Genomic DNA, 22,337 nt, shown 5'->3' on the forward strand with positions numbered 1-22,337 from the left:
AGGCAAACCCGCCGTAAAATCAATTACATCTCTCGCTACGAAAACCGTAAACATGCTTGATTATGTCTATCTCCAGCACCGTTCCGATCGGCGTCACCTGCTTTTTCTGGTGCTGCTGCTCATTGTCGCCGCAGGCGTTAGCCTCTGCGCCGGTGACCGGTGGATAGGGCCCGAAAGCTGGTGGGGACCTGACGGACAGCTCTTCGTCTGGCAAATTCGTCTGCCGCGTACCGTCGCGGTGATGCTGGTGGGGGCCGCGCTGGCGCTGTGCGGCACCATTATGCAGGCGTTGTTTGAGAATCCTCTGGCGGAGCCCGGGCTGCTCGGCGTGTCTAACGGTGCGGGCGTGGGGCTGATTGCAGCGGTGATGCTGGGCGGAGGAGAACTCTCCGGCTGGAGCATTAGCCTGAGCGCGATCCTCGGCGCATTACTGATAACGCTCATCCTTCTTCGTTTTGCCAGACGGCACTTATCGACCAGCCGTCTGCTGCTTGCCGGCGTGGCGCTGGGGATCATCTGTAGCGCGCTGATGACCTGGGCGGTCTACTTCTCGACCTCTTTTGACCTTCGGCAGCTCATGTACTGGATGATGGGCGGCTTTGGCGGCGTCGACTGGCAGCAGGGCTGGCTGATGGCGCTGCTGGTGCCGGTCATCGTGTGGGCTGCCCTGCAGGCGCAGCCGTTGAATATGCTCGCGCTGGGTGAAACCTCAGCCCGCCAGCTGGGCATGCCGATTGGGTTCTGGCGTAATGTGCTGGTCATCGCCATTGGCTGGCTGGTCGGCGTCAGCGTGGCTCTGGCGGGCGCGATTGGCTTTATCGGTCTGGTGATTCCGCATATGCTCCGACTGTGCGGAATCACGGACCATCGAACCTTGCTTCCGGCCTCGGCGGTTGCCGGGGCCGTCACGCTGCTGGTGGCCGACATCATCGCCAGGCTTGCCCTGACGGCCGCAGAGCTGCCCATTGGCGTGGTGACCGCCACGCTGGGCGCGCCGGTCTTTATCTGGCTACTATTAAAAGCTGGACGTTAAATCGACAACCTGAGGAAATGCTATGCAGTCAGATATCCTGAATACTGAAGTGACCACCATTGATGGCGATAAAACCACGCTGGAAGGCTACAAAGGCAATGTGTTGCTGATCGTCAACGTGGCATCCAAATGCGGCCTGACGCCGCAGTACGAGCAGCTGGAAAACATTCAGAAGGCCTGGGAGAAAGACGGTTTTACCGTGCTGGGCTTCCCCTGCAACCAGTTCCTGGGGCAGGAGCCGGGCAGCGAAGAGGAGATTAAAACCTTCTGCAGCACTACCTACGGCGTAACGTTCCCGTTGTTCAGCAAAATCGATGTCAACGGTGAAGACCGCCACCCGCTGTATGCGAAGCTGATCGCTGCCGCACCGAAAGCCGTCGCGCCGGAAGGCAGCGGTTTTTATGAACGCATGGCCAGCAAAGGCCGCGCGCCGCTTTATCCGGACGATATTCTGTGGAACTTTGAAAAATTCCTGATAGGTCGCGACGGTCAGGTCGTACAGCGTTTTTCACCGGATATGACCCCTGAAGATCCGATCGTCATGGAATCGATCAAGCTGGCGCTGGCGAAATAATGTCGCTGCTGATGCAGCTCACGGACGTTGCCGAGAAGGGACGTCTGGAGCCGATAACCGGCGCCGTCAATGCGGGAGAAATCCTGCATCTTGTCGGGCCAAACGGCGCAGGAAAGAGCACGCTGCTGGCACGGATGGCAGGCATGACTGCCGGAGAAGGGCAGATAATGTTGCTGGAGCATACGCTGGCCGAGTGGTCGCCGGTCTCGCTGGCGCATCGGCGCAGCTATCTCGTGCAGCAGCAGGTCCCCCCCTTTGCGATGCCGGTCTGGCACTATCTGATGCTGCATTTGCACGACAAACATTCTACGGCACTGCTGACGGACGTGGCCGCGGCGCTGGGGCTGGAGGATAAACTCTCCCGGCATGCCAGCCAGCTATCCGGCGGCGAATGGCAGCGGGTGCGTCTGGCGGCTGCCATTGTTCAGATCCACCCGGCCGGTAATCCTCATGGGCGGATGCTGCTTCTCGATGAACCGATGAGCGGTCTGGATGTCGCGCAGCAGGCGGCCCTGGATACCCTGCTAAGTGCGCTCAGTAGAAAAGGCATCGCCGTGGTGATGAGCAGTCATGACCTCAACCACACCTTGCGTCATGCCCACCGGGTGTGGCTGCTGTCGCAGGGGAAGATGATCGCCAGCGGTACGCGGGATCAGGTTCTGACGCCGCCCAATCTTGCCCGCGCGTACAACATGTCGTTCCGCAGGCTGGATATTGAGGGCCATAAGATGCTGATTTCGACCGGGCAGGAGTAAGCGTTTCTTGCCTGTGAGCACAATTGCACGCTAAATTACGAAAAGAACAAAAAAAGCAGAGGATTCGTCTGAAAATGCGATTCTGGTTTCTCCTGATGGCCGCACTTTTTCTTGCGGGATGCAGTAGCCATCGTGCACCGCCGCCTAACCCACGGCTTTCAGATTCGATCACCGTCATTGCCAGCCTCAACGATCAGCTGAGCAACTGGCGCGGCACGCCTTATCGCTACGGCGGCATGAGCCGTGGCGGTGTAGATTGCTCCGGCTTCGTTCTGATGACGTTTCGCGACAAGTTTGATTTACAGCTGCCGCGTGAAACGCGTAAACAGGCAGAAATCGGCACGGAAATTGATAAAGACGACCTCCTGCCCGGGGACCTGGTTTTCTTCAAAACCGGATCGGGGGAAAGCGGACTTCATGTGGGCATTTATGATACTGACAACCAGTTCATTCACGCCTCGACGAGCCGCGGCGTGATGCGCTCTTCTCTTGATAATGTTTACTGGCGTAAAAATTTCTGGCAGGCACGACGTATATAATCTTCGTCGTATACCTCTCTTATGACGGCATGGTAGCGAATAACATGCCGTTTTTTCTCAAATAAGATGATTAAAGTTAAATTTACCTAAAATTAGCGAATTCCTCATGTATCTGTTTTATCTAAAACTGGCTATTATTTTGCAACCAGGATAAGATTATTTTAGATTCAGGGAAAAATCTGAAAATTAATACGGAACTAATGAAATTAATCTTATTAAAATCAAGACAGTGGAATTGTGTCGGCAATTGCTCCAGGATGTCCTCTCTCATCTTTAATGCGGGGCGAGTGCAATGATAATTACGCTAGATAATGCTTACCAGTCTGAACTGCTGCTTTTGCCTGCCCGTAATAGCGCAGGGGAGCTTAAAGGTTTAGAAATTCTGGTTAACTTTACTGGCGTCGACAGCGATGTGCGGATCCCCACTGAGCTTGTTATCCCACGACTTTCAGCGGCTGAAGAGTTAGCGCTGTTTAACGAAAAACTGCAATTGCTTGATACCTGCAAACTGTTTTTTATTCAGCATCAGTTAATTGCATGGATCAATATTACCCCTGCAATAGTTGAATTTTTATTAAGTAATGGAAACGCTGTTTCAATTCTTGAGCGTTATCCGTTTCTTGAGTTTACTGTTAATGAGAATTATCCAGGTTTAAATAACGGAAAGGACGATCTTCAGCTGGCGAGAATGGCAATCCATTTCCCATTGGTGCTGGCAAACTTTGGTGCAGGCGCTGCATCGCTCAAAGCGGTGTATGATGGATTATTTAAACGGGTTATTCTCGATAAAGGCTTCATTCAGCAGCGTGCTTCAGAGCTCTCTTTTGAGCCATTTATGCGCGCCATCCTCTGGCAAATCACGCCGCACTGCCAGTCTGTGATTGTCTCGGGCATTGACGACCACGGTCTGTTGCAGCGCGTGTTGTCCTTTAATTTTGGCGCCATGCAGGGAACACTCTGGCCTGCCGTCTCGGCGGAACACGTCACTACGCTGGTTCAGCAGCGATAACCCTTGCTTTCGCCCGTGTTTAAGTCCGGGTAAACCCTCTACACTAAAAGCAGGAGGACTTATGACCCTGTCTTTTACTGCTCACTGGCATGACGAGTTGCCGGGATTTTATACCGCACTCAAACCCACACCGTTACAAAATTCACGCCTTATCTGGCATAACGATCGGCTGGCAGAAGAGCTGGCCATTCCGCCTGAGCTGTTTCAGCGTTCAGGAAGCGCTGGCGTCTGGGGAGGCGAAACGCTTCTCGCCGGTATGCAACCCCTTGCTCAGGTCTATAGCGGGCATCAGTTTGGCGTCTGGGCTGGGCAACTGGGCGACGGCAGGGGGATCCTGCTCGGTGAACAACAGCTTCCCAACGGGGAGACGGTTGACTGGCACCTGAAAGGTGCGGGCCTGACGCCCTATTCGCGGATGGGCGACGGGCGTGCGGTTCTGCGTTCAACGATTCGCGAATGCCTGGGCTCCGAAGCGATGCATGCCCTCGGTATCCCCACCACCCGTGCGCTGTCGATCGTGACCAGCGACACGCCGGTTGCGCGCGAAACCGTGGAAAAGGGCGCAATGCTGATGCGCATTGCGCAAAGCCATTTGCGCTTCGGTCATTTTGAACACTTTTACTATCGCCGCGAGCCGGACAAGGTGCGCCAGCTGGCTGACTTTGCCATTCGTCACCACTGGGCGCAGTTGCAGGACGACGCGGATAAATACGTTCTCTGGTTCAGGGACGTGGTGGCCCGTACCGCAGCCCTGATTGCTCGCTGGCAAACGGTAGGTTTTGCCCATGGCGTCATGAATACGGACAACATGTCGCTTCTCGGGTTGACCTTTGACTACGGCCCGTTTGGTTTCCTGGATGATTATCAGCCAGGGTACATCTGTAACCACTCCGACTATCAGGGGCGCTACAGTTTTGACAATCAGCCCGCGGTGGGCCTGTGGAACCTGCAGCGGCTTGCGCAAACCCTGTCGCCGTTCATCGACGTTGATGCCCTCAATGATGCGCTCGACAGCTATCAGGCGATCTTACTGCGAGAGTATGGCTCGCTGATGCGCAACAAGCTGGGGCTAGTCACGCAGGAGAAGGGCGATAACGACATCCTCAATGGCCTGTTTGTCCTGATGGCGCGCGAGGGCAGCGATTACACGCGCACCTTCCGGATGCTGGGCCAGACGGAGCAGCACAGTGCCGCCTCGCCGCTGCGCGATGAGTTTATTGACAGACAGGCGTTTGACGACTGGTTTGCATCGTACCGCACGCGGCTGCAGCAGGAGCAGGTGGATGATGCGACCCGCCAGGCGCAGATGAACGCTACGAACCCGGCGATGGTGTTGCGCAACTGGCTGGCGCAGCGGGCGATTGAGCAGGCCGAGCAGGGCGAGTACGACGAGTTACACCGTCTGCACGTGGCGTTGCGCACGCCGTTTGCCGACCGGGATGATGATTACGTCAGCCGCCCGCCTGAGTGGGGCAAGCGGCTGGAGGTCAGTTGCTCAAGCTAGTGTCTGGCCGGAGTCGGCGTCGTCAGAATCCGGACCGGTCAGGGGGCGAGAAACACCTGCGGCACGGGGTGAGCCGGATGCCTGCCGACGTGAACCTGTGCGCCGTACCAGCGCGCCAGCACATCGGCCTGCAACACGGTTTCCGGCTCTCCCTGGGACACGATCCGGCCGCTGTGCAGGAGCAGGATGCGATCCGCCCACAGCGCTGCCAGGTTGAGGTCGTGCAGCACCGCGCACACGTGCAGATGTCCCCGGCTGGTCAGGGATTTCAGCAGGCGCAGCAGATGCTGCTGGTGATAGAGATCCAGCGCGGACGTCGGTTCATCAAGAAACAGCCAGCCGCGCGGCGCCCCGTCGCACCAGAGCTGAGCCAGCGCGCGGGCGAGCTGAACGCGCTGCTGCTCGCCGCCGGAGAGCGCGGCAAACTGCCTGCCCGCCAGCGGTAAACAACCGGTGATGGCCATCACCTCCTCGATCACCGACGCTTCTGGCGTGCGGGTCCAGGGCGCACGCCCCATACCGACCACCGCCTCAACCGGCCAGTCAAATCCGAGCTGCGTGCTCTGGCGCATCACCGCCCGGTAGCGGGAGAGCCTTTCCGGCTGCCAGGCCGCAAGCGGTGTGCCCGCCAGGCTGCACCGTCCCCCAGCAGGTTTAAGATAGCCGGTAAGCAGCCGCAACAGCGTCGATTTCCCGGCACCGTTGGGGCCAATCAACGCCACCAGCTCGCTCTGAGATAAGGTCAGCGACACGTCGTTAATCAGCGTGCGTTGCCCGGCGCGAAAAACAAGGTTTTCTGCACAATAGCGTTCAGCCATGCGCACCTCCACGACGAAAGATCAGCCACAGGAACCACGGCGCGCCGAGAAGGCTGGTCAATAAGCCAACCGGCATTTCCGCCGGAGCGACCACGCTGCGCGCCAGCGTGTCGGCCACCAGCAGGAGCAGCGCACCGGCCAGCACCGAGCCGGGGAGCGTGGCCCGGTGGTCGGCTCCCAGCCACATCCGCACCAGGTGCGGCACCACCAGGCCGACAAAACCGATCACGCCGCTGACCGCAACGGCGGCAGCCACCAGCAGGGCGCTGCACAGCAACAGGATCCGCTGCACGGCGGCCACCTCCACGCCGAGATAGTGCGCCTCTTCGTCGCCCAGCTGCAGCAGGTTGAGGGGCCCTGCCAGGCGCCAGATAATCAGTACGGTGGGGATCATCAGCGACGCGACGGCCAGCAGCGTCGACCACTGGGCCTGGCCGAGGCTGCCCATTCCCCAGAGTGAAAGCTGGCGAAGCTGGGCATCATTGCTGAGCCATGACAGCACGCCGACGGCCGCACCGCACAGGGCGTTGATGGCAATGCCCACCAGCAGCAGGCGCGACAGGGAAGCGTCACGCTGACGGCTGAGCAGGAAAATCACGAAGGTGGCGGCCAGCGCGCCGAGAAACGCCGCCAGCATCGGGGCATACAGCATCACCAGTGCAGGCAGCGAGAGCGGAAGCACCACCCACAGCGCGACGGCAAGTGCCGCGCCGCTGCTGATGCCGAGCAGGCCCGGGTCCGCCAGCGGGTTGCGGAATAGCCCCTGCATCACGCAGCCCGCGAGCGCCAGTGAACCGCCGATCGCCAGCGCCAGCAGCACGCGTGGCAGGCGGATCGTCAGCCAGATCTGACGCAGGGACTCGTCGGTGCCGTTCCAAAGCAGGCTGACTGGCAGGCGCAGCGCGCCAATACCGCTGGCCGTCAGCGTCGTGACGACCAGCAGCGCGGCCAGCATCCACAATGACAGGGCGACTCGCCGGGACATCAGGGCAGTTGCTCCGCTTTGGTACGCAGCTGCCGGATGGCTTCCGGCGTTCGCACGCTAAAGCCCAGCAGCGCCATATCATCCATCGCCAGCACCTGCTTATTACGTCCTGCCGGGGTTTGCGCCAGCCCGGGCAGCGTCCACAGATTCGCTTCCCCGCCCAGGGCGTTGATGCCGTCCTGCGAAATCACCACCAGATCGGGCCGGCTGGCAATCACCCCTTCCTGAGACAGCGGCTGATAGCGGGTGAACCCCTGCATCGCATTCTGCAGCCCCGCCGCGCGAATGGCCGCGTCCGCGCCGGTCTGTTGTCCGGCAGCCATCGCGGTCATCCCGCCGTGGTTGAGAATAAACAGCACCCGCTTGTTGAGCGGCGATGTGGGCAGGGTTGACAGCGCCTGACGCAGCTTGCCGCGCAGGGCTTCCCCCTCGGCCTCCCGGTGCGTCGCTTCCGCCACGATCCGCACTTTTTCGTCGATGACGCTCAAATCGTTAGCGGCTGGAACCGCGATAACCCGGACGTGGCTTTGCTCAACCTGCTTTAGCGCCAGGGAGGGCTGCGCCTGGGCGCTGGCCAGCACCAGCGTGGGGCGCATGGACAAGATCCCTTCCGCGTTGAGCTGGCGCAGATAGCCCACGTCCGGCAGCACGTTCGCCGCCTGCGGCCACTGGCTGGTGCTGTCGCGCGCCACCAGGGAAGACGACGCACCGAGGGCGTAGACAATCTCGGTGACGTCGCCGCCGAGCGTGATGATTTTCTCCTGCGGCGCAGCAAACGCCATCAGGGGCAGGGCGCTGAACAGGACAAGCCACCGTTTCATGCGGCCAGCCCTTTCGCCGTCAGGGCGTCTATCTGGCTGCGCCACTGGCTTTGCTCCGGCTCGCCTTCGGTGCGCTGGCCGTACAGCTGGGCGATTTGCGTCCCGTCGGCGGCAAACAGCTCCAGGCTGGTGACGTGCCCGTCAGCGGTTGGTTTGCGCGTGACCCACGTCTCCGCAATGGCGTCTTCAAGCAGGTGCAGGGTAAAGGTTGAGTTGAAGATGTTCAGCCAGCCTTTCATCGGCGCCAGCTTTTCCACCACGCCGGTGAAAATCTGTACGCAGCCGCGGTTGCCGACGAAGACCATGATTTCATTGCCGTCCCGGCGCGCCGTCTCCAGCAGTTGCGCCAGCGCGCTGTTCTCTACCCGACAGGCCAGATCGTCCCCCACCAGGCGAAACGCCTGCTGGCGGCTGAGGTTATGGCGTTTGAGGAGGCTGAAGAACTGGTGCACGTCGGTCATGGCGCGCCACTCTTTATCCACGAGGTCGGCTTGCGCATTTTCCGCGTGAGCAGGCGCGTCGGGCGCCTTCAACGCCAGCGGTGGATTATCGGCAAAGATAAAACGGGTCAGCACGTCGCCCCAGGCGGAAACGTCGGTGTTATCCGTGGCGTAGACCTTCAGCAGGGCATCGCCCTGGTGGTCGAAGAACTGAATGCTCTGCCGCTCGCCGCGGGCGGTGGCTTCACTGATGTGAAACGCGCTTGCCCACTGGTTGAGGAACAGGCGTAGATCTAGCGCGCGCGGGTTCAGCACCAGCCCGGCATGGCCGTTCAGGTGCTGGTTGGTGAAGCTTCCGACCTGCTCGTGAACGGCGTAGTCGTTGCGGCAGATGCATTTGGTTTCGCCCACCGCCTCCAGCGCGCCCAGGATCTCGCGGATCTCACCGCGCAGTCGCCAGGCGTCGTGACCCACGCGGGCAAAGGTCAACTCTGCTTCGCTGATATTCATTAACCCTGCGATGTCGCGTGCGTACTTACCCGGATTGTCTTCTTTCAGCTCAAGCCAGCGCGTGTAGTGATTCATTTTCTTATCCTTCTGAAGAGTTGCCCCGACGGGAATTACCACTGATAGCTTACGAAAATCTTGCCGTTACGGCCGTCCTGCGGAATGCCCTGAGGTGACCAGTATTCTTTGTCAAAGGCGTTGCCGAGCACCAGCGTCGTGGTCACGCCTTTGAGCTGCTCCTGGCCCTTATAGCTGACGTAGAAGTCATTGACCGCGTAGCCCGGCTGCTTGCTGTAGCTGCTGCTGATATGCGTTGAGCGATCGACAAAGGTGCCAATCCAGCCGACGGAAAAACCGCTCTGCGCCACCGGAATGTCCAGCTTGCTGGTGACGGTATCCGGGTTGATGCTGGAGATGTACTCGCCCGTATCGGTGTCTTTCCCGCGCGTGCGGTTATAGGCCAGGTCGAGGTTGAAGAGGTCGGCAGAGTATTTTGCCATCATGTCCCAGCCCCAGATTTTGGCGTTCGGAACGTTATAAGACATGGTGGTCGCGGCGGCAAAATTGACGGTGGTGGAGATATAGTCTTTAGCTTTGGTATCGAAATAGCTGGCTTTAAACTCCAGCGCATCGTTGGCAAGCAGCAGATCGTCAAAGCGCAGACCGAACCCAAACTCCTGCGTTTCGTTGGTTTCCGGGCGCAGGTTCGGGTTTGGCACCCAGTAGTTGGTATAGAAGCGGCCAATAGAGAAGTGTTTGGCGTCGTTGTACATCTCGCCCATGGTGGGCGCGCGGAACGCCTGCGCGTATGAGCCAAACAGCATCAGCCAGTCGGTCGGGCTGACGGTCAACCCGGCGCGGGAGGACCATTTATCGGCATCCACGTCGTCGTAGCCATTACTGCTGCCGCGGTAGTTGTCATAGCGCGTACCGCCCAGCAGGGTGACCGGCAGATCGCGCAGGGTGATTTCATCCTGCAGCCAGCCGGAGCTGAAGTCGATTTTCGCCTCCGGGAAGCCGGTGGTCGCGCCGCCCGGATGCTGCTCCTGACGGTAGTATTCCCCACCGTAGGTCAGCAGATGTGCTGCTAAAGTGTCGCTGAACAGGCGGGTGCGGTTTTCCACCTTGCCGCCTTTGGTGGTCTGTTTGCGGAACTCACCGCTGTTGTCGATATTCTGGGCATTAATGCGCGCTTCGGACCAGTAGACCTTCGCGTCGGCGTTCAGCCAGTCGTTACCTTCCGGGGCGATGCGGTAGCCCACCTGCGCGTCACGCTGGATGGTGGAGCGATCGGTCATCGGGTTACTGCTGTCCGTCCCCGTGGTTTGCGGGTTTTTTGGTTCCTGCGCATCGTTGTTGTAGTAGCGCAGGGTGCCGCTCAGGGTCTGGGCCGGGTCGATTTTCCAGCTGCCTTTCGCCAGCATGTTATTGATGGATTCGTCGTTAGGGGCGGTTGCTCCGTCGCTCTGGCGAATATCACCGCGATCCCGGCTGGACCAGGCCACCAGACCGTCCAGCGTGTCGGTGCGGCCGTAGGCGCTGGCCCCCATGCCGAGACTGTGATCGCCCGTCGCGCCCGTCCCAAACACGCGGTAGCCGCTTTTTTTACCCGTTTCCAGCAGGTCTTTTGCATCGACGGTGTCATAGGAAATCACGCCGCCCAGCGCGCCGCTGCCGTACAGCAGGGCCGACGGGCCGCGAACCACTTCGATACGTTTAATCAGCGCCGGATCGAGGAACGTGCTGTTCAGGTGGCCGGTGTCGGTGCCTTGACGCACGCCGTCAACCAGCACCAGCACGCCGCGACGATCGTAGCCGCGCAGGTTCACATCCTGCCCGTTGGTGCGCCCGGTTCCGTCCAGCATCAGGCCGGGAACGTTACGCAGCATATCGGCCGCCGAGCTGGCGGTTTGTTTCTCCGGGGCGGTGGCATCAATCACGCTCACCATCATGGGGGCTTCAAAGGCGCTGCGGGCGTTGCCCGTGGCGGTGACGGTCATTTCATCTGCGGCAGCAAACGCGACGCCCGGCAGGGTGCTGACAATCGCCAGCGCCAGAAGTGACGGGCGTAAAGACGCGGAAGGCAGGTGTGGCATAGCAACTCTCCATAAAGAATCGAAAGCGCTGGCTGCCTGGGGATCACCTGGGTGGCTGGCGAAGTTTTTGGTTTATTTTGTGAGGATCAGTTTTCCGGCATGGGTCTGGCGCAGCAGATAGCGCTGGCCGTCATGCTCGATAATGACCCGCCCCGCATCGCCGAGCAGGGTTTTGCTGTCAATCCGACGCTCGGTAGGGGCTGGTGCTGTGTCTGTTTTTGCTGGCGTTGCCGCGCTGTTATCCGTACGTGACATAATGTTTATAAATAACAATCAATGTAACAATGATAATCATTATCAATAAACTGCAAATTTACGGCAAGCGTTTTTGTGAAAAAAGGGTGAGAGGATCAATATTGTGCAATCAAAAGCCCGGTGGCGACTTCGCCTTACCGGGCCTACAACGGCACGAATCGTAGGCCGGGTAAGCGCAGCGCCACCCGGCAGGATGTTAAAAGCGCGTGTCCACGGCTGCTGCGAGTTTCTCCAGCAGCAGCTCGCTGTCTTCCCAGCTCAGGCACGGGTCGGTGATCGACTGGCCGTATACCATCTGCTGGCCAGCAACGATTTTCTGCGTGCCTTCTTTGATAAAGCTCTCCGCCATAATCCCTGCAACGGCGGTTGAACCGCTGCGGATCTGCTGGCAGATCTCATCGCAGACGTCCAGCTGGCGGCGATGCTGCTTCTGGCAGTTGCCGTGGCTGAAGTCCACCACCAGATGTTCCGGCAGGTCGAATTCCGCCAGCGTTTCACAGGCCGCCGCAATATCTTGTGCATGGTAATTGGGCTTCTTCCCGCCGCGCATGATGATGTGCCCGTACGGGTTACCGCTGGTCTGGTAGATGGTCATGTGACCGCTCTTGTCCGGCGACAGGAACATGTGGCTGGCACGGGCCGCGCGGATGGCATCAACCGCAATACGGGTATTGCCATCGGTCCCGTTTTTAAAGCCGACCGGACAGGAGAGGGCGGAGGCCATCTCGCGGTGGATTTGGCTCTCGGTGGTGCGTGCGCCAATCGCGCCCCAGCTGATCAGATCGGCGATAAACTGCCCGGTCACCATATCGAGAAACTCGGTGGCGGTCGGCACGCCCAGCTCGTTGACCTGCAAAAGCAGCTTCCGCGCCAGCTCGATGCCGTGGTTCACGCGATAGCTGCCGTTAAGGTCAGGGTCGGAAATCAGCCCTTTCCAGCCCACCACGGTACGCGGTTTTTCAAAGTAGGTTCGCATCACAATCTCAAGGCGGTGCTGGTACTTATCCCGCAGGCTCTGAAGCCGTTTTGCATAATCCATCGCGGCATCCAGATCGTGGATGGAGCAGGGACCAATCACCACCAGAAGACGCTTGTCTTCACCATTAAGTATTTTTTCAATGCGGCGGCGGGAGGCCGTCACGTGTTCCGCAACGGCAGCGGAAACAGGATGCCGCTGGGCCAGTTCAGCCGGCGTGACCAGGCTGTCAATGCGCGCAGTGCGGAGTTCATCGGTTTTATTCATGGAATGTCTCAGAAAATTTTTGCTTCATCGGCAGACTACCGGGAAGTGATGGGCATCACCTTAAACCAATCCCTGCTGATTTCAAGTTCGGGGCGACATAGCCCCGTGGTTGCCGATGATGATACCTGAATCTGAGCTAATGTACTAGCATATTAGTACATGCGGCGATTAAGCCCCATGATGTCGAGAATTTTGGTGGCAATTTCCTCCACAGAGTAGTTGGTGCTGTTCAGCCACGGGATCTGATTTTTGCGGTACAGGGCTTCCACTTCGGAGACCTCCATCCGGCACTGGCGCATGGAGGCGTAGCGGCTGTTCTCGCGGCGCTCTTCGCGGATGGCGGCAAGGCGCTCCGGATTGATGGTCAGCCCGAACAGCTTGTGCTGCAGCGGCTTCAGGGCGGCGGGCAGCACCAGGTTATCCATATCGTCAGCGATGAACGGGTAGTTGGCGGCGCGAATGCCGAACTGCATCGCCAGGTAGAGGCTGGTCGGCGTTTTGCCGCAGCGCGACACGCCAAGCAGGATCACCTGCGCCTGGTCGAGATTACGCAGCGAGATGCCGTCGTCGTGCGCGAGGGTATAGTCAATGGCGGCGATACGGGCATCGTACTTGGTCAAGTTGCCGGGGTTCAGCCCGTGGGTACGGTGGGCGATAGGCGTTGGGTCGAGCTTCAACTCGCTCTGCAGCGGAGCCACCAGCGCCTGCACGATATCCTGGCAGAAGCCTTCACTCTGCAGAATGATGGCGCGGATCTCGGGGATCACGATGGAGTAGAACACCAGCGGACGGACGCCGGTCTGCTGGTAAATGGCGTCGATCTGGTCCTTCACCGCTTTGGCGCGGCTCTCATTTTCGACAAACGGCAGCGTAATGCTGTTGATCGATACGGGAAACTGCGACATCACCGCGTGGCCCAGCACCTCGGCGGTGATCGCCGTACCATCAGAAATATAAAAAACGTGACGATCGACAGCACTATCCATTTTACCCACCCTGAATATCAGACGTAATTGTCTGAAAGCATAAATTAAAAAAGTAATTTACACAGCAAAGAACTTATCCTAATTATGAATGAAACGCTGTTTTTGATTTTCCTGAAAAGTGGATTTCATTTTTCAAATAGCGACTTTATTTTTGGGGTTTCTGGCTGAATATAGAGGAATCATCGGGTTAATCGTTGATGGGAAAGTATCCGAAAAGTTGAAAATTTAAATTGCTTACACGATTCACCGTTTTTTTAGCGGAAATAATTATGCCAGTATAAATACGTAGTCAGGTGTTTCTTACTCCGATCAAATATCACAAAAGGATTGTTTCGATGTCCAACAATGGCTCGTCACCGCTGGTGCTTTGGTATAACCAACTCGGCATGAATGATGTAGACAGAGTTGGGGGCAAAAATGCCTCCCTGGGTGAAATGATTACAAACCTGTCGGGTATGGGTGTCTCCGTACCGAACGGGTTTGCCACCACCGCCGATGCCTTTAACCTGTTTTTAGACCAGAGCGGTGTTAACCAGCGCATTTACGACCTGCTGGATAAAACGGATATTGATGACGTGACCGAGCTTGCCAAAGCCGGGGCGCAGATCCGCCAGTGGATCATCGACACACCTTTCCAGCCGGAACTGGAAAAAGCCATTCACGACGCGTACAACCAGCTCTCCGCTGACGACGCGCAGGCCTCCTTTGCTGTGCGCTCTTCAGCCACCGCAGAAGACATGCCGGACGCCTCGTTTGCCGGGCAGCAGGAAACCTTCCTGAACGTCCAGGGTTACGATGCGGTGCTGGTGGCGGTGAAGCACGTGTTTGCTTCCCTGTTCAACGACCGCGCCATCTCCTATCGCGTGCACCAGGGCTACGACCATCGCGGCGTGGCGCTCTCCGCTGGCGTACAGCGCATGGTGCGCTCGGACGTGGGCTCATCCGGCGTGATGTTCTCCATTGATACCGAATCCGGCTTCGACCAGGTGGTGTTCATCACCTCCGCGTGGGGTCTGGGTGAGATGGTTGTGCAGGGTGCGGTAAACCCTGACGAATTCTACGTTCACAAGCCTACGCTGGCCGCTGGCCGTCCGGCGGTGGTGCGCCGCACCATGGGCTCGAAAAAAATCCGCATGATCTATGCCCCGACCCAGGAGCATGGCAAGCAGGTTAAAATTGAAGACGTACCGCAGGAGCAGCGCGACCGCTTCTCCCTGACCGACGCCGAAGTGCAGGAGCTGGCGAAGCAGGCGGTGCAGATTGAAAAACACTACGGCCGTCCGATGGATATCGAATGGGCGAAAGACGGGAACACCGGCAAGCTGTTTATCGTGCAGGCGCGCCCGGAAACCGTCCGCTCACGCGGCCAGGTGATGGAGCGTTACACGCTGCACGCCCAGGGCAAAATCGTGGCGGAAGGCCGTGCCATCGGTCACCGCATCGGTGCCGGTCCGGTGAAGGTGATCCACGACATCAGCGAGATGAACCGTATTGAGCCGGGCGACGTGCTGGTGACCGACATGACCGACCCGGACTGGGAACCGATCATGAAGAAAGCGGCGGCTATCGTCACCAACCGCGGCGGCCGTACCTGTCACGCGGCGATCATCGCCCGCGAGCTGGGGATTCCTGCGGTTGTCGGCTGCGGTGACGCCACCGAACGCATGAAGGACGGACAGAACGTGACCGTCTCCTGTGCCGAAGGCGATACCGGCTACGTGTATGCCGATATCCTCGACTTCAGCGTGAAGAGCTCCAGCGTGGATACCATGCCGGACCTGCCGCTGAAGATCATGATGAACGTCGGTAACCCGGACCGCGCGTTTGACTTCGCCTGCCTGCCGAACGAAGGCGTAGGCCTGGCGCGTCTGGAATTTATCATCAACCGTATGATCGGCGTTCACCCGCGTGCGCTGCTGGAGTTTGACGACCAGGAGCCGAAGCTGCAGAACGAAATCCGCGAGATGATGAAAGGCTACGACTCGCCGAAAGAGTTCTACGTCGGCCGTCTGACCGAAGGGATCGCCACGCTGGGTGCCGCTTTCTATCCGAAACGCGTGATTGTGCGCCTGTCTGACTTTAAGTCTAACGAATACGCCAACCTGGTCGGCGGCGAGCGCTACGAGCCGGAAGAAGAGAACCCGATGCTGGGCTTCCGCGGGGCCGGACGCTACGTGTCCGACAGCTTCCGCGACTGCTTCGCGCTGGAATGTGAGGCGGTGAAGCGCGTGCGCAACGACATGGGGCTGACCAACGTCGAAATCATGATCCCGTTTGTGCGTACCGTGGATCAGGCGAAAGCGGTGGTGGACGAGCTGGCGCGTCAGGGTTTGAAGCGCGGCGAGAACGGGCTGAAGATCATCATGATGTGCGAAATCCCGTCCAACGCCCTGCTGGCCGAGCAGTTCCTGGAGCACTTCGACGGCTTCTCTATCGGCTCGAACGACATGACGCAGCTGACGCTGGGTCTGGACCGCGACTCCGGCGTGGTCTCCGAGCTGTTCGACGAGCGCAACGAGGCGGTGAAAGCATTGCTCTCCTTGTCCATCCGCGCGGCGAAGAAGCAGGGCAAATACGTCGGGATTTGTGGTCAGGGGCCATCCGACCATGAAGACTTTGCCGCCTGGCTGATGGAGGAGGGGATCGATAGCCTGTCCCTGAACCCGGACACCGTGGTGCAAACCTGGCTGAGCCTGGCGGAACTGAACAAGTAACGCCACGCTGACCCGAAAAGGCGAGGATATTATTCCTCGCCTTTTTTATTTCCGCCCGAATATGCTCCCCATCACAAATAAAGTAAAAAACTAAATATCATAATTTGCCTGTCAATTTAGACAATTGTTAGCGCGCAAACCGTTGCTAATACTTGAGCCTTACATGCGCATTTCCCTTCAGATGATGCGCAACTGGTTGAAATACGTTTTAACCTGATAAAAAGGCAAATAACAATGACACTCTCCTCTGTATTGCGTACCAAAGATAAAATAGGTTATGGCTTAGGTGATATGGCCAGCGCGCTGGTCTGGCAAACGGCAACGTTATTTCTCGCCTATTTCTATACGGACGTTTTTGGGCTGCCCGCCGCAATCATGGGCACCATGTTTTTAGTGGTGCGCGTGGTCGATGCGTTTGTCGACCCGTGCATTGGCGCGCTGGTGGATCGCACTCAAACGCGCCACGGCCGTTTCCGTCCTTGGCTGCTGTGGTTTGCCATTCCGTTTGGCGTAAGCTGCCTCATCACCTTCTATGTACCGGACGTGGGGCCGACGGCGAAAATCGTTTATGCCTGCCTGACCTACGCGATCTTAAGCCTGATTTACTCCGCGATTAACGTGCCTTACTGCGCTATGCCCGGTGCGCTGACGCTGGATCCCCGCGAGCGTCACTCCCTGCAGTCGTGGCGCTTTGGCCTGTCGTTTATCGGCGGGTTGATTGTGACGGTGATTGCCCTGCCGCTGGTCTCACTGTTAGGCCAGGGCAACGTGCAGAAAGGCTATTTCTACGCCATGAGCCTGATGGGGCTGCTGGGCATTGTGCTGTTTTTCTGCTGCTTCCTGATGACCCGCGAGCGTTATTCTCCGCGCAGTGATACTTCCGGCTCGATGCTCACCGATTTAAAACTGCTGGCCGGAAACAGCCAGTGGCGCATAGTGTTCCTGTTTAATATTTTGCTGTTAACGGCGGTGGTAACGCGCGGTTCCGCCACGATGTATTACGTGAACTACGTGCTGTTGCGACCGGAGCTGGTTTTTGCCTTTATTGTTTCCGGAATGGTCGCCTCCTTAAGCGGCGCACTATTATCTGAACGGCTGCTGGGGAAATTTGACCGAGTCCGCGCCTATCAGTGGACCATTATTTCCTTCGTCATTTTCGGGGCGCTGATTTTCTTCCTGCCGCCTTCGCAGGTGTGGCTGATTTTTGGCCTCAACATTGTCTTTAGCTTTGTGCAAAACCTCACCACGCCGCTGCAGTGGACCATGTTCTCCGATGTGGTCGACTACGAAGAGCATCGCAGCGGCCGCCGCCTGGACGGGCTGGTTTTCTCTACCGCGCTGTTTGCCATCAAATTTGGGCTGGCGCTGGGTGGGGCGGTCGTCGGCTGGGTGCTTGGCATGGTGGATTACGCCCCGGGACAGGCAGCCCAGGCGCCGCACGTGCTCTCTACGATCAACGCCCTGTTCACCCTTATCCCTTGCGCGCTGTTCCTCTGCATGGTCGCGCTGCTTTCAATCTACAAGCTTAACAGTCGGCTGGTGGATTCCATCGCCCGGGAGCTGGCCAGCAAGCGTGAGGTGAGACCCGAAGCAGGGCCGCTCAGCCCGGCAACCCCTTCCGCACTACAGGAGTAAAACATGACAGCTATCTATAAGGACGCGGGACGTCCCGTGCACGAGCGCGTCGCCGATTTACTGGCGCGTATGACCCCGGAAGAGAAGTTCGCCCAGATGCATGCGTACTGGCTGATCCTCGATGAAAACGGCAACCACCGCGAGCGCAGCGACCTCAGCGACGAATTCGCCGGCGTGAGCGAGCAGGCTGCACTGAGCGAACGGCTGAAGCTGGGCGTCGGGCAGATCACCCGTCCGCTGGGTACCCATATCGTTGACGCGAAAACCGGCGTGCGCGCCGCTAACCGCCTGCAGCGCTTGATGATGGAGGAGACGCGACTCGGCATTCCGGCCCTGTTCCATGAAGAGTGCCTGGTGGGGCTGCTGTGCAAAGACGCCACGCTGTTCCCGTCGTCGCTGAACTACGGTTCGACCTGGGATCCGGAACTGGTGCAGCGCGCGGCAGAGCAGATTGGCAAAGAGGCGCGATCCGTCGGCTGCCAGCAGGGGCTGGCGCCGGTGCTGGACGTTTCCCGCGACGTGCGCTGGGGGCGAACCGAAGAGACCTTCGGGGAAGATCCCTGGCTGGTGGGCGTGATGGCAACCGCCTACGTGAACGGGTTACAGGGCGACAAGCGCGATCTGCTGGCGACGCTCAAGCACTACGTGGGCCACTCGTTCAGCGAAGGGGCGCGCAACCATGCGCCGGTACATCTGGGCTTTAGCGAACTGAATGACACCTTCCTGCTGCCGTTTGAAATGGCGGTGAAGCTGGCAAACGCCGGTTCGGTCATGCCCGCCTACCACGATATCGATAACCAGCCGGGGCACAGCGACAGCTTCCTGCTGACCACCGTCCTGCGCGAACAGTGGGGCTTCGACGGCATTATTGTGGCGGACTACGGCGGCGTCAGCCTGCTGCACCAGCATCACGGCATTTCCCACGATGCGGCCGAATCCGCCGCGCTGGCCTTCAACGCCGGGCTGGACGTTGAGCTGCCGAAAGATGACTGCGCACGCCATCTGACGGACGCCGTTGAGCGCGGGCTGATCTCTATGGCGAAAGTGGATGAGATTGTGGGCCGTGTGCTGACCGAAAAATTCCGTCTCGGCCTGTTTGAGAACCCGTATGCCGATGAAAACGGTATCGTTCTGCAAAATGAGACGACCCTACAGGTGGCGCGGGAGGTGGCGACAAAATCGATCACGCTGCTGGAAAACAACGGCATTCTGCCGCTAAATGGTAAGCCCCGCGTGGCGCTGGTGGGACCGACGGCAGACGATCCGCTGGCGTTGCTCAGCGGCTACAGCTTCCCGGTGCATCTGATCATCAGCGATATGGTTGAGGAGACCTCGCAGGTGACGACCCCGCGCGCGGCGCTGGAACACTACCTCGGCGCGTCTCAGGTCCGTTACGCCAAAGGGTGTCACATCATTGAGAAACGGATGGCGGGTGCGCCGGTCTTCCCGGGCGACAGCGGCGGTAAACCGATGCAGCAGTCTCCCGTGTCGCAAAGCACCGCTCTTATCCCCGAGGCGGTCAACGCCGCGCAGGAGAGTGACGTGGTGGTGGCCTGCGTGGGCGATCTCGCCGGGCTGTTCCAGAGCGGTACCGTGGGGGAAGGTTCCGACACCGATTCCCTGAACCTGCCGGGTGTTCAGCAGCAGCTGCTGGAGGCGCTGGTGGCGACGGGCAAGCCGGTGATTGTCGTGATGACCGGCGGGCGTCCTTACACTCTTCAGGGCCTGGAGGACAAGGTGGCCGTGCTGATCGTGGCGTGGGCACCGGGGCAGGAAGGGGGCTGGGCGATTGCGGACGTGTTAACGGGACGGGCAGAGCCGCAGGGCCGTCTGGTGGTGAGCGTGCCGAAAAGCGCCGGGGCCATGCCGTATTACTACAATCACAAGCTCAAAAGCGGGGGCACGCCGTTTGCGTTCCACTTCGGTTCACGTTATCCGTTTGGCTTCGGCCTCGGCTGGACGACGTTTCGCTGGAATGCTGTCCGCGTAGCTGAAAACAGCGTGCCGGTCGACGGCGAGGTGACGCTGAGCGTGGATATTACCAATACCGGAGAGCGCAGCGGCAGCGAGGTGGTGCAGGTTTACGTCAGGGATAAGGTCGCCACCCAGGTGCGGCCGCTTCAGGAGCTGAAGGCCTTCCAGCGCGTCACGCTCTCGCCGGGCGAAACCGCCACGCTCAGCTTTACGCTGCCAGTGGAGATGTTCAACTTCACCCGTCGCAACGGGAAACGCATCGTTGAGCCGGGCGAGTTTGAACTGCAGGTTGGCGCATCGTCGGCGGATATCCGCCAGGTGGTGACGGTCAATGTGACCGGGGAAACGCGGGTGCTGCCTGCCGAGTGGCGGATGCTCAGTACCTGTGAGGTTACGCGCGCGTAGTCAGGATAAAAAAAAGCCCATCGTGGGAGATGGGCAAAATACCCTAATCTATATCTATCCGATAAACTTGTTTATCTATCAATATGTTAGCATCAGGCTGTGCTGTTCCTGTGTGCAACGTGGGTGCAAGAGCGTAGATGTGAAGGGCTATCAATGTGAAAACTATTGTCATTCACCCATGAGCTAGCGAATGCACACCCGTTTCAATGGCTATACGGTTGGCCTCGCCTGTGTTGTTTATCCTTCCGTATGAGCTATTATTAGTGGCTGCAATTAATGCTTAGTAGCTATTAGTAGTATGTATAGCTATTAGTTAATACTTTCCTTTCTGCGTTCTTTTGACCTAAATCGTAATGAACTGCGCGATGTTTAACCATCTAAGCACTCTCTAAGGCGTTCATTCTAGCGCCTAACAATCTATTACAGGTGTTATCTCATCGCGTAAATGGGGTTAATTAGCTGTTAAGACTATTCTTAATCTATCCGTGCTGCACCGTTTATTTACCGTTTTATTATCAATGAGATATGATCTGTTATCGCTGGTTAAACAGATGTAATCAGGCGCTATCACACCCAAAGGTTTTAAGGTATTTGTGCTAAGCATTAATGCTAGCGCTTGCTGTTAGCTATTGACAAGAGCACTATTCAATTCCCGATTGCGGGAAACGACAAATACGAGGATGGGAATATGAAATACAATCTAATTCTGGCTTGCCTTATTGCTAACCAGCTAAATAAGGCTAATGACTTTGCTTTAATAAATCTCGTGCGTGAGCTGATTAAAGATACTCAACCTGACTTCGATAAAGAGTCTGAAATGATTGAATGTGTGCTTTATGCCATGCGGGATGCGGGTATTGTTTGTGCATCGGATGAAGGTGTAGAGGCTATGACAGCAAGCGTGATAGACCTCCTGCATACACCAGCTTAATATTAACTATTAGGGCTAGTAATGATGCTAGCCATTAACTAATAAGGATTGAAGATGGAAAGCGTTAAAGCAGTAATCAAGAAAGCTAACATTAATGTAGCTGTAATGGGTAACAAGGCATTTAAAGATGCTAAAGAAGCTAACCCAAAGCTTCACCATATGAGCGCAGAGGGTAAGGCTTTGCTGTGTTCCTTTGACCAGCGTAAAGCTGAGGCTGTGAAGTTTGCCCCATTCATTAAGGTGAATGATTCAGCAGAACAGGAACCAGCAATTACTAAGAGTGATGTGGTGAAGTGGTTCGAGCAGGAAGGCCTGTCACTGACCATCAATGACTTTAGCAAGATGCTGGAAGGAACCAGAGCAGCAGCAGAACCACGCGCTAAACGTGGTGAAGCTAAAGCGGCTAAAGCTGCTCCAATGTTTCAGGCGGTGGCGCAGCCAGCTACAGAGGGTGTAACCATCACCACCGCACAGCATGAGTTTTTCAATGTGCTGTTAGAACTGGTTAAGCGTGATGCACCAGCTATTTTAACCGCCGCCTATACAGAGATTCAGCGCAGGAAAATAGAAGCAGCACAAGCGCGTATTCTGGCAGAGTTAGAGGCTGAGATGGGCGGCTTAGCTGCGATGATTCCACAGCCAGAACAAGAGGCTAGTAAATGGGAATATGACGCTGAAATCATTGCTAAGGCACAGGCGGCATTAGACAGAGCCACGGCAGGTGAGAAAGTACCAGCTAAAACTATTGCTGTAGCTAAGTTGGTATTAGCAGGAGCGGCTACAGATGATGCACAGCAAGCTTTATTAGGCTAATGAATACTCTGGTAGCCCTGTTAATAATAAAATGAATAGCGGGGCTTACAGAGCGTTTAAAGAGGGGTGTTAAATGGCTGGCAAGAAAGACAGCGTTAAACATTATGTTCACTTCTTAGTAAATGGATGCGCTGGATTTGTAGAGGTAATGGAAGATGGCGCTATGTGGGTTAGGTTTGGTGGTGTGAATCGCCACGGATAATCTAGACACTTCTGAGCCGTTGATAATATAGGTTTTCATATTCAGCCGGTGGCATCTGCTCGCTCGAACCATGCCGACGCTTACTGTTATAAAACATT

20 protein-coding genes are annotated in these 22,337 nt (G+C 57.6%); 11 read left to right on the top strand and 9 right to left on the bottom strand.

The features are described 5' to 3' along the window. The first annotated feature begins 52 nt into the window (after positions 1–52). From btuC to selO, 6 genes are all read left to right on the top strand, one after another. Positions 53–1,033, top strand: a complete 981-nt coding sequence (gene btuC / locus FHC48_RS16615) for a vitamin B12 ABC transporter permease BtuC (protein ID WP_059364112.1) — start codon at positions 53–55, stop codon at positions 1,031–1,033. Between the two features lie 22 nt (positions 1,034–1,055). Next, positions 1,056–1,607, top strand: coding sequence for a glutathione peroxidase (locus tag FHC48_RS16620; RefSeq protein ID WP_021241087.1), 552 nt, complete (start codon positions 1,056–1,058; stop codon positions 1,605–1,607). Further along, positions 1,607–2,362, top strand: a complete 756-nt coding sequence (gene btuD / locus FHC48_RS16625) for a vitamin B12 ABC transporter ATP-binding protein BtuD (RefSeq protein ID WP_059364114.1) — start codon at positions 1,607–1,609, stop codon at positions 2,360–2,362. The genes FHC48_RS16620 and btuD overlap by 1 nt, the downstream gene beginning before the upstream one ends. A 74-nt stretch (positions 2,363–2,436) precedes the next feature. Then, positions 2,437–2,901: an NlpC/P60 family protein gene (locus FHC48_RS16630; RefSeq protein WP_008500650.1), complete on the top strand. Its 465-nt coding sequence runs from the start codon at positions 2,437–2,439 to the stop codon at positions 2,899–2,901. Positions 2,902–3,193: 292 nt separating this feature from the next. Beyond that, positions 3,194–3,910 (top strand): EAL domain-containing protein, encoded by a 717-nt coding sequence (locus FHC48_RS16635; RefSeq protein WP_008500649.1) that lies wholly within the window; start codon positions 3,194–3,196, stop codon positions 3,908–3,910. Positions 3,911–3,971: 61 nt separating this feature from the next. Further along, on the top strand, positions 3,972–5,414 hold the full coding sequence (gene selO / locus FHC48_RS16640; RefSeq protein WP_059364115.1) for a protein adenylyltransferase SelO: 1,443 nt from the start codon (positions 3,972–3,974) through the stop codon (positions 5,412–5,414). Between the two features lie 38 nt (positions 5,415–5,452). Here the strand turns inward: selO and FHC48_RS16645 are convergent, their stop codons facing one another. From FHC48_RS16645 to ppsR, 8 genes are all read right to left on the bottom strand, one after another. Then, positions 5,453–6,232: a heme ABC transporter ATP-binding protein gene (locus FHC48_RS16645; protein ID WP_059364116.1), complete on the bottom strand. Its 780-nt coding sequence runs from the start codon at positions 6,230–6,232 to the stop codon at positions 5,453–5,455. Next, entirely contained in the window at positions 6,225–7,217 is a 993-nt protein-coding gene (locus FHC48_RS16650) for an iron ABC transporter permease (protein WP_059364117.1), read from the bottom strand. Before FHC48_RS16650 ends, FHC48_RS16645 begins: the two co-directional genes overlap by 8 nt. Further along, positions 7,217–8,038 carry a hemin ABC transporter substrate-binding protein gene (locus FHC48_RS16655; protein WP_059364119.1) on the bottom strand — a complete coding sequence of 274 codons (822 nt, stop codon included), beginning with the start codon at positions 8,036–8,038 and terminating at the stop codon, positions 7,217–7,219. Before FHC48_RS16655 ends, FHC48_RS16650 begins: the two co-directional genes overlap by 1 nt. Then, the gene (chuS, locus tag FHC48_RS16660; RefSeq protein WP_059364120.1) at positions 8,035–9,063 is read right to left on the bottom strand and encodes a hematinate-forming heme oxygenase ChuS; all 1,029 of its coding nucleotides are present in this window, start codon (positions 9,061–9,063) and stop codon (positions 8,035–8,037) included. Before chuS ends, FHC48_RS16655 begins: the two co-directional genes overlap by 4 nt. A 35-nt stretch (positions 9,064–9,098) precedes the next feature. After that, entirely contained in the window at positions 9,099–11,081 is a 1,983-nt protein-coding gene (locus tag FHC48_RS16665) for a TonB-dependent hemoglobin/transferrin/lactoferrin family receptor (protein ID WP_119312087.1), read from the bottom strand. A gap of 72 nt (positions 11,082–11,153) precedes the next feature. Continuing rightward, entirely contained in the window at positions 11,154–11,336 is a 183-nt protein-coding gene (gene hemP / locus FHC48_RS16670; protein WP_021241095.1) for a hemin uptake protein HemP, read from the bottom strand. A gap of 196 nt (positions 11,337–11,532) precedes the next feature. Further along, positions 11,533–12,579 carry a 3-deoxy-7-phosphoheptulonate synthase AroH gene (aroH, locus tag FHC48_RS16675; RefSeq protein WP_039023829.1) on the bottom strand — a complete coding sequence of 349 codons (1,047 nt, stop codon included), beginning with the start codon at positions 12,577–12,579 and terminating at the stop codon, positions 11,533–11,535. 152 nt (positions 12,580–12,731) lie between these two features. Further along, on the bottom strand, positions 12,732–13,565 hold the full coding sequence (ppsR, locus tag FHC48_RS16680; RefSeq protein WP_008500644.1) for a posphoenolpyruvate synthetase regulatory kinase/phosphorylase PpsR: 834 nt from the start codon (positions 13,563–13,565) through the stop codon (positions 12,732–12,734). Positions 13,566–13,900: 335 nt separating this feature from the next. On the opposite strand from ppsR, the gene ppsA reads away from it, so the two are divergent. From ppsA to FHC48_RS16705, 5 genes are all read left to right on the top strand, one after another. After that, positions 13,901–16,279: a phosphoenolpyruvate synthase gene (gene ppsA / locus FHC48_RS16685; protein ID WP_008500643.1), complete on the top strand. Its 2,379-nt coding sequence runs from the start codon at positions 13,901–13,903 to the stop codon at positions 16,277–16,279. Between the two features lie 234 nt (positions 16,280–16,513). Then, a complete protein-coding gene (locus FHC48_RS16690) occupies positions 16,514–17,914 on the top strand; it encodes an MFS transporter (protein WP_023292663.1) in 1,401 nt (466 codons plus the stop codon). Positions 17,915–17,917: 3 nt separating this feature from the next. Further along, a complete protein-coding gene (locus FHC48_RS16695; protein WP_059364121.1) occupies positions 17,918–20,293 on the top strand; it encodes a glycoside hydrolase family 3 N-terminal domain-containing protein in 2,376 nt (791 codons plus the stop codon). Between the two features lie 688 nt (positions 20,294–20,981). Beyond that, positions 20,982–21,224 carry a hypothetical protein gene (locus tag FHC48_RS16700; RefSeq protein ID WP_145975724.1) on the top strand — a complete coding sequence of 81 codons (243 nt, stop codon included), beginning with the start codon at positions 20,982–20,984 and terminating at the stop codon, positions 21,222–21,224. A 54-nt stretch (positions 21,225–21,278) separates the two neighbouring features. Continuing rightward, complete coding sequence (locus FHC48_RS16705) at positions 21,279–22,037, top strand: hypothetical protein (RefSeq protein ID WP_059364123.1); 759 nt, start codon at positions 21,279–21,281, stop codon at positions 22,035–22,037. A gap of 115 nt (positions 22,038–22,152) precedes the next feature. On the opposite strand, the gene FHC48_RS16710 is transcribed toward FHC48_RS16705, so the two are convergent. After that, on the bottom strand, positions 22,153–22,337 hold a 185-nt coding region (locus FHC48_RS16710), incomplete at its 5' end, for a hypothetical protein (RefSeq protein WP_220420552.1).

This window comes from Enterobacter sp. EC_50 (genome assembly GCF_019584525.1).
In the GTDB taxonomy this organism is placed as follows: Bacteria; Pseudomonadota; Gammaproteobacteria; order Enterobacterales; family Enterobacteriaceae; genus Enterobacter; species Enterobacter roggenkampii.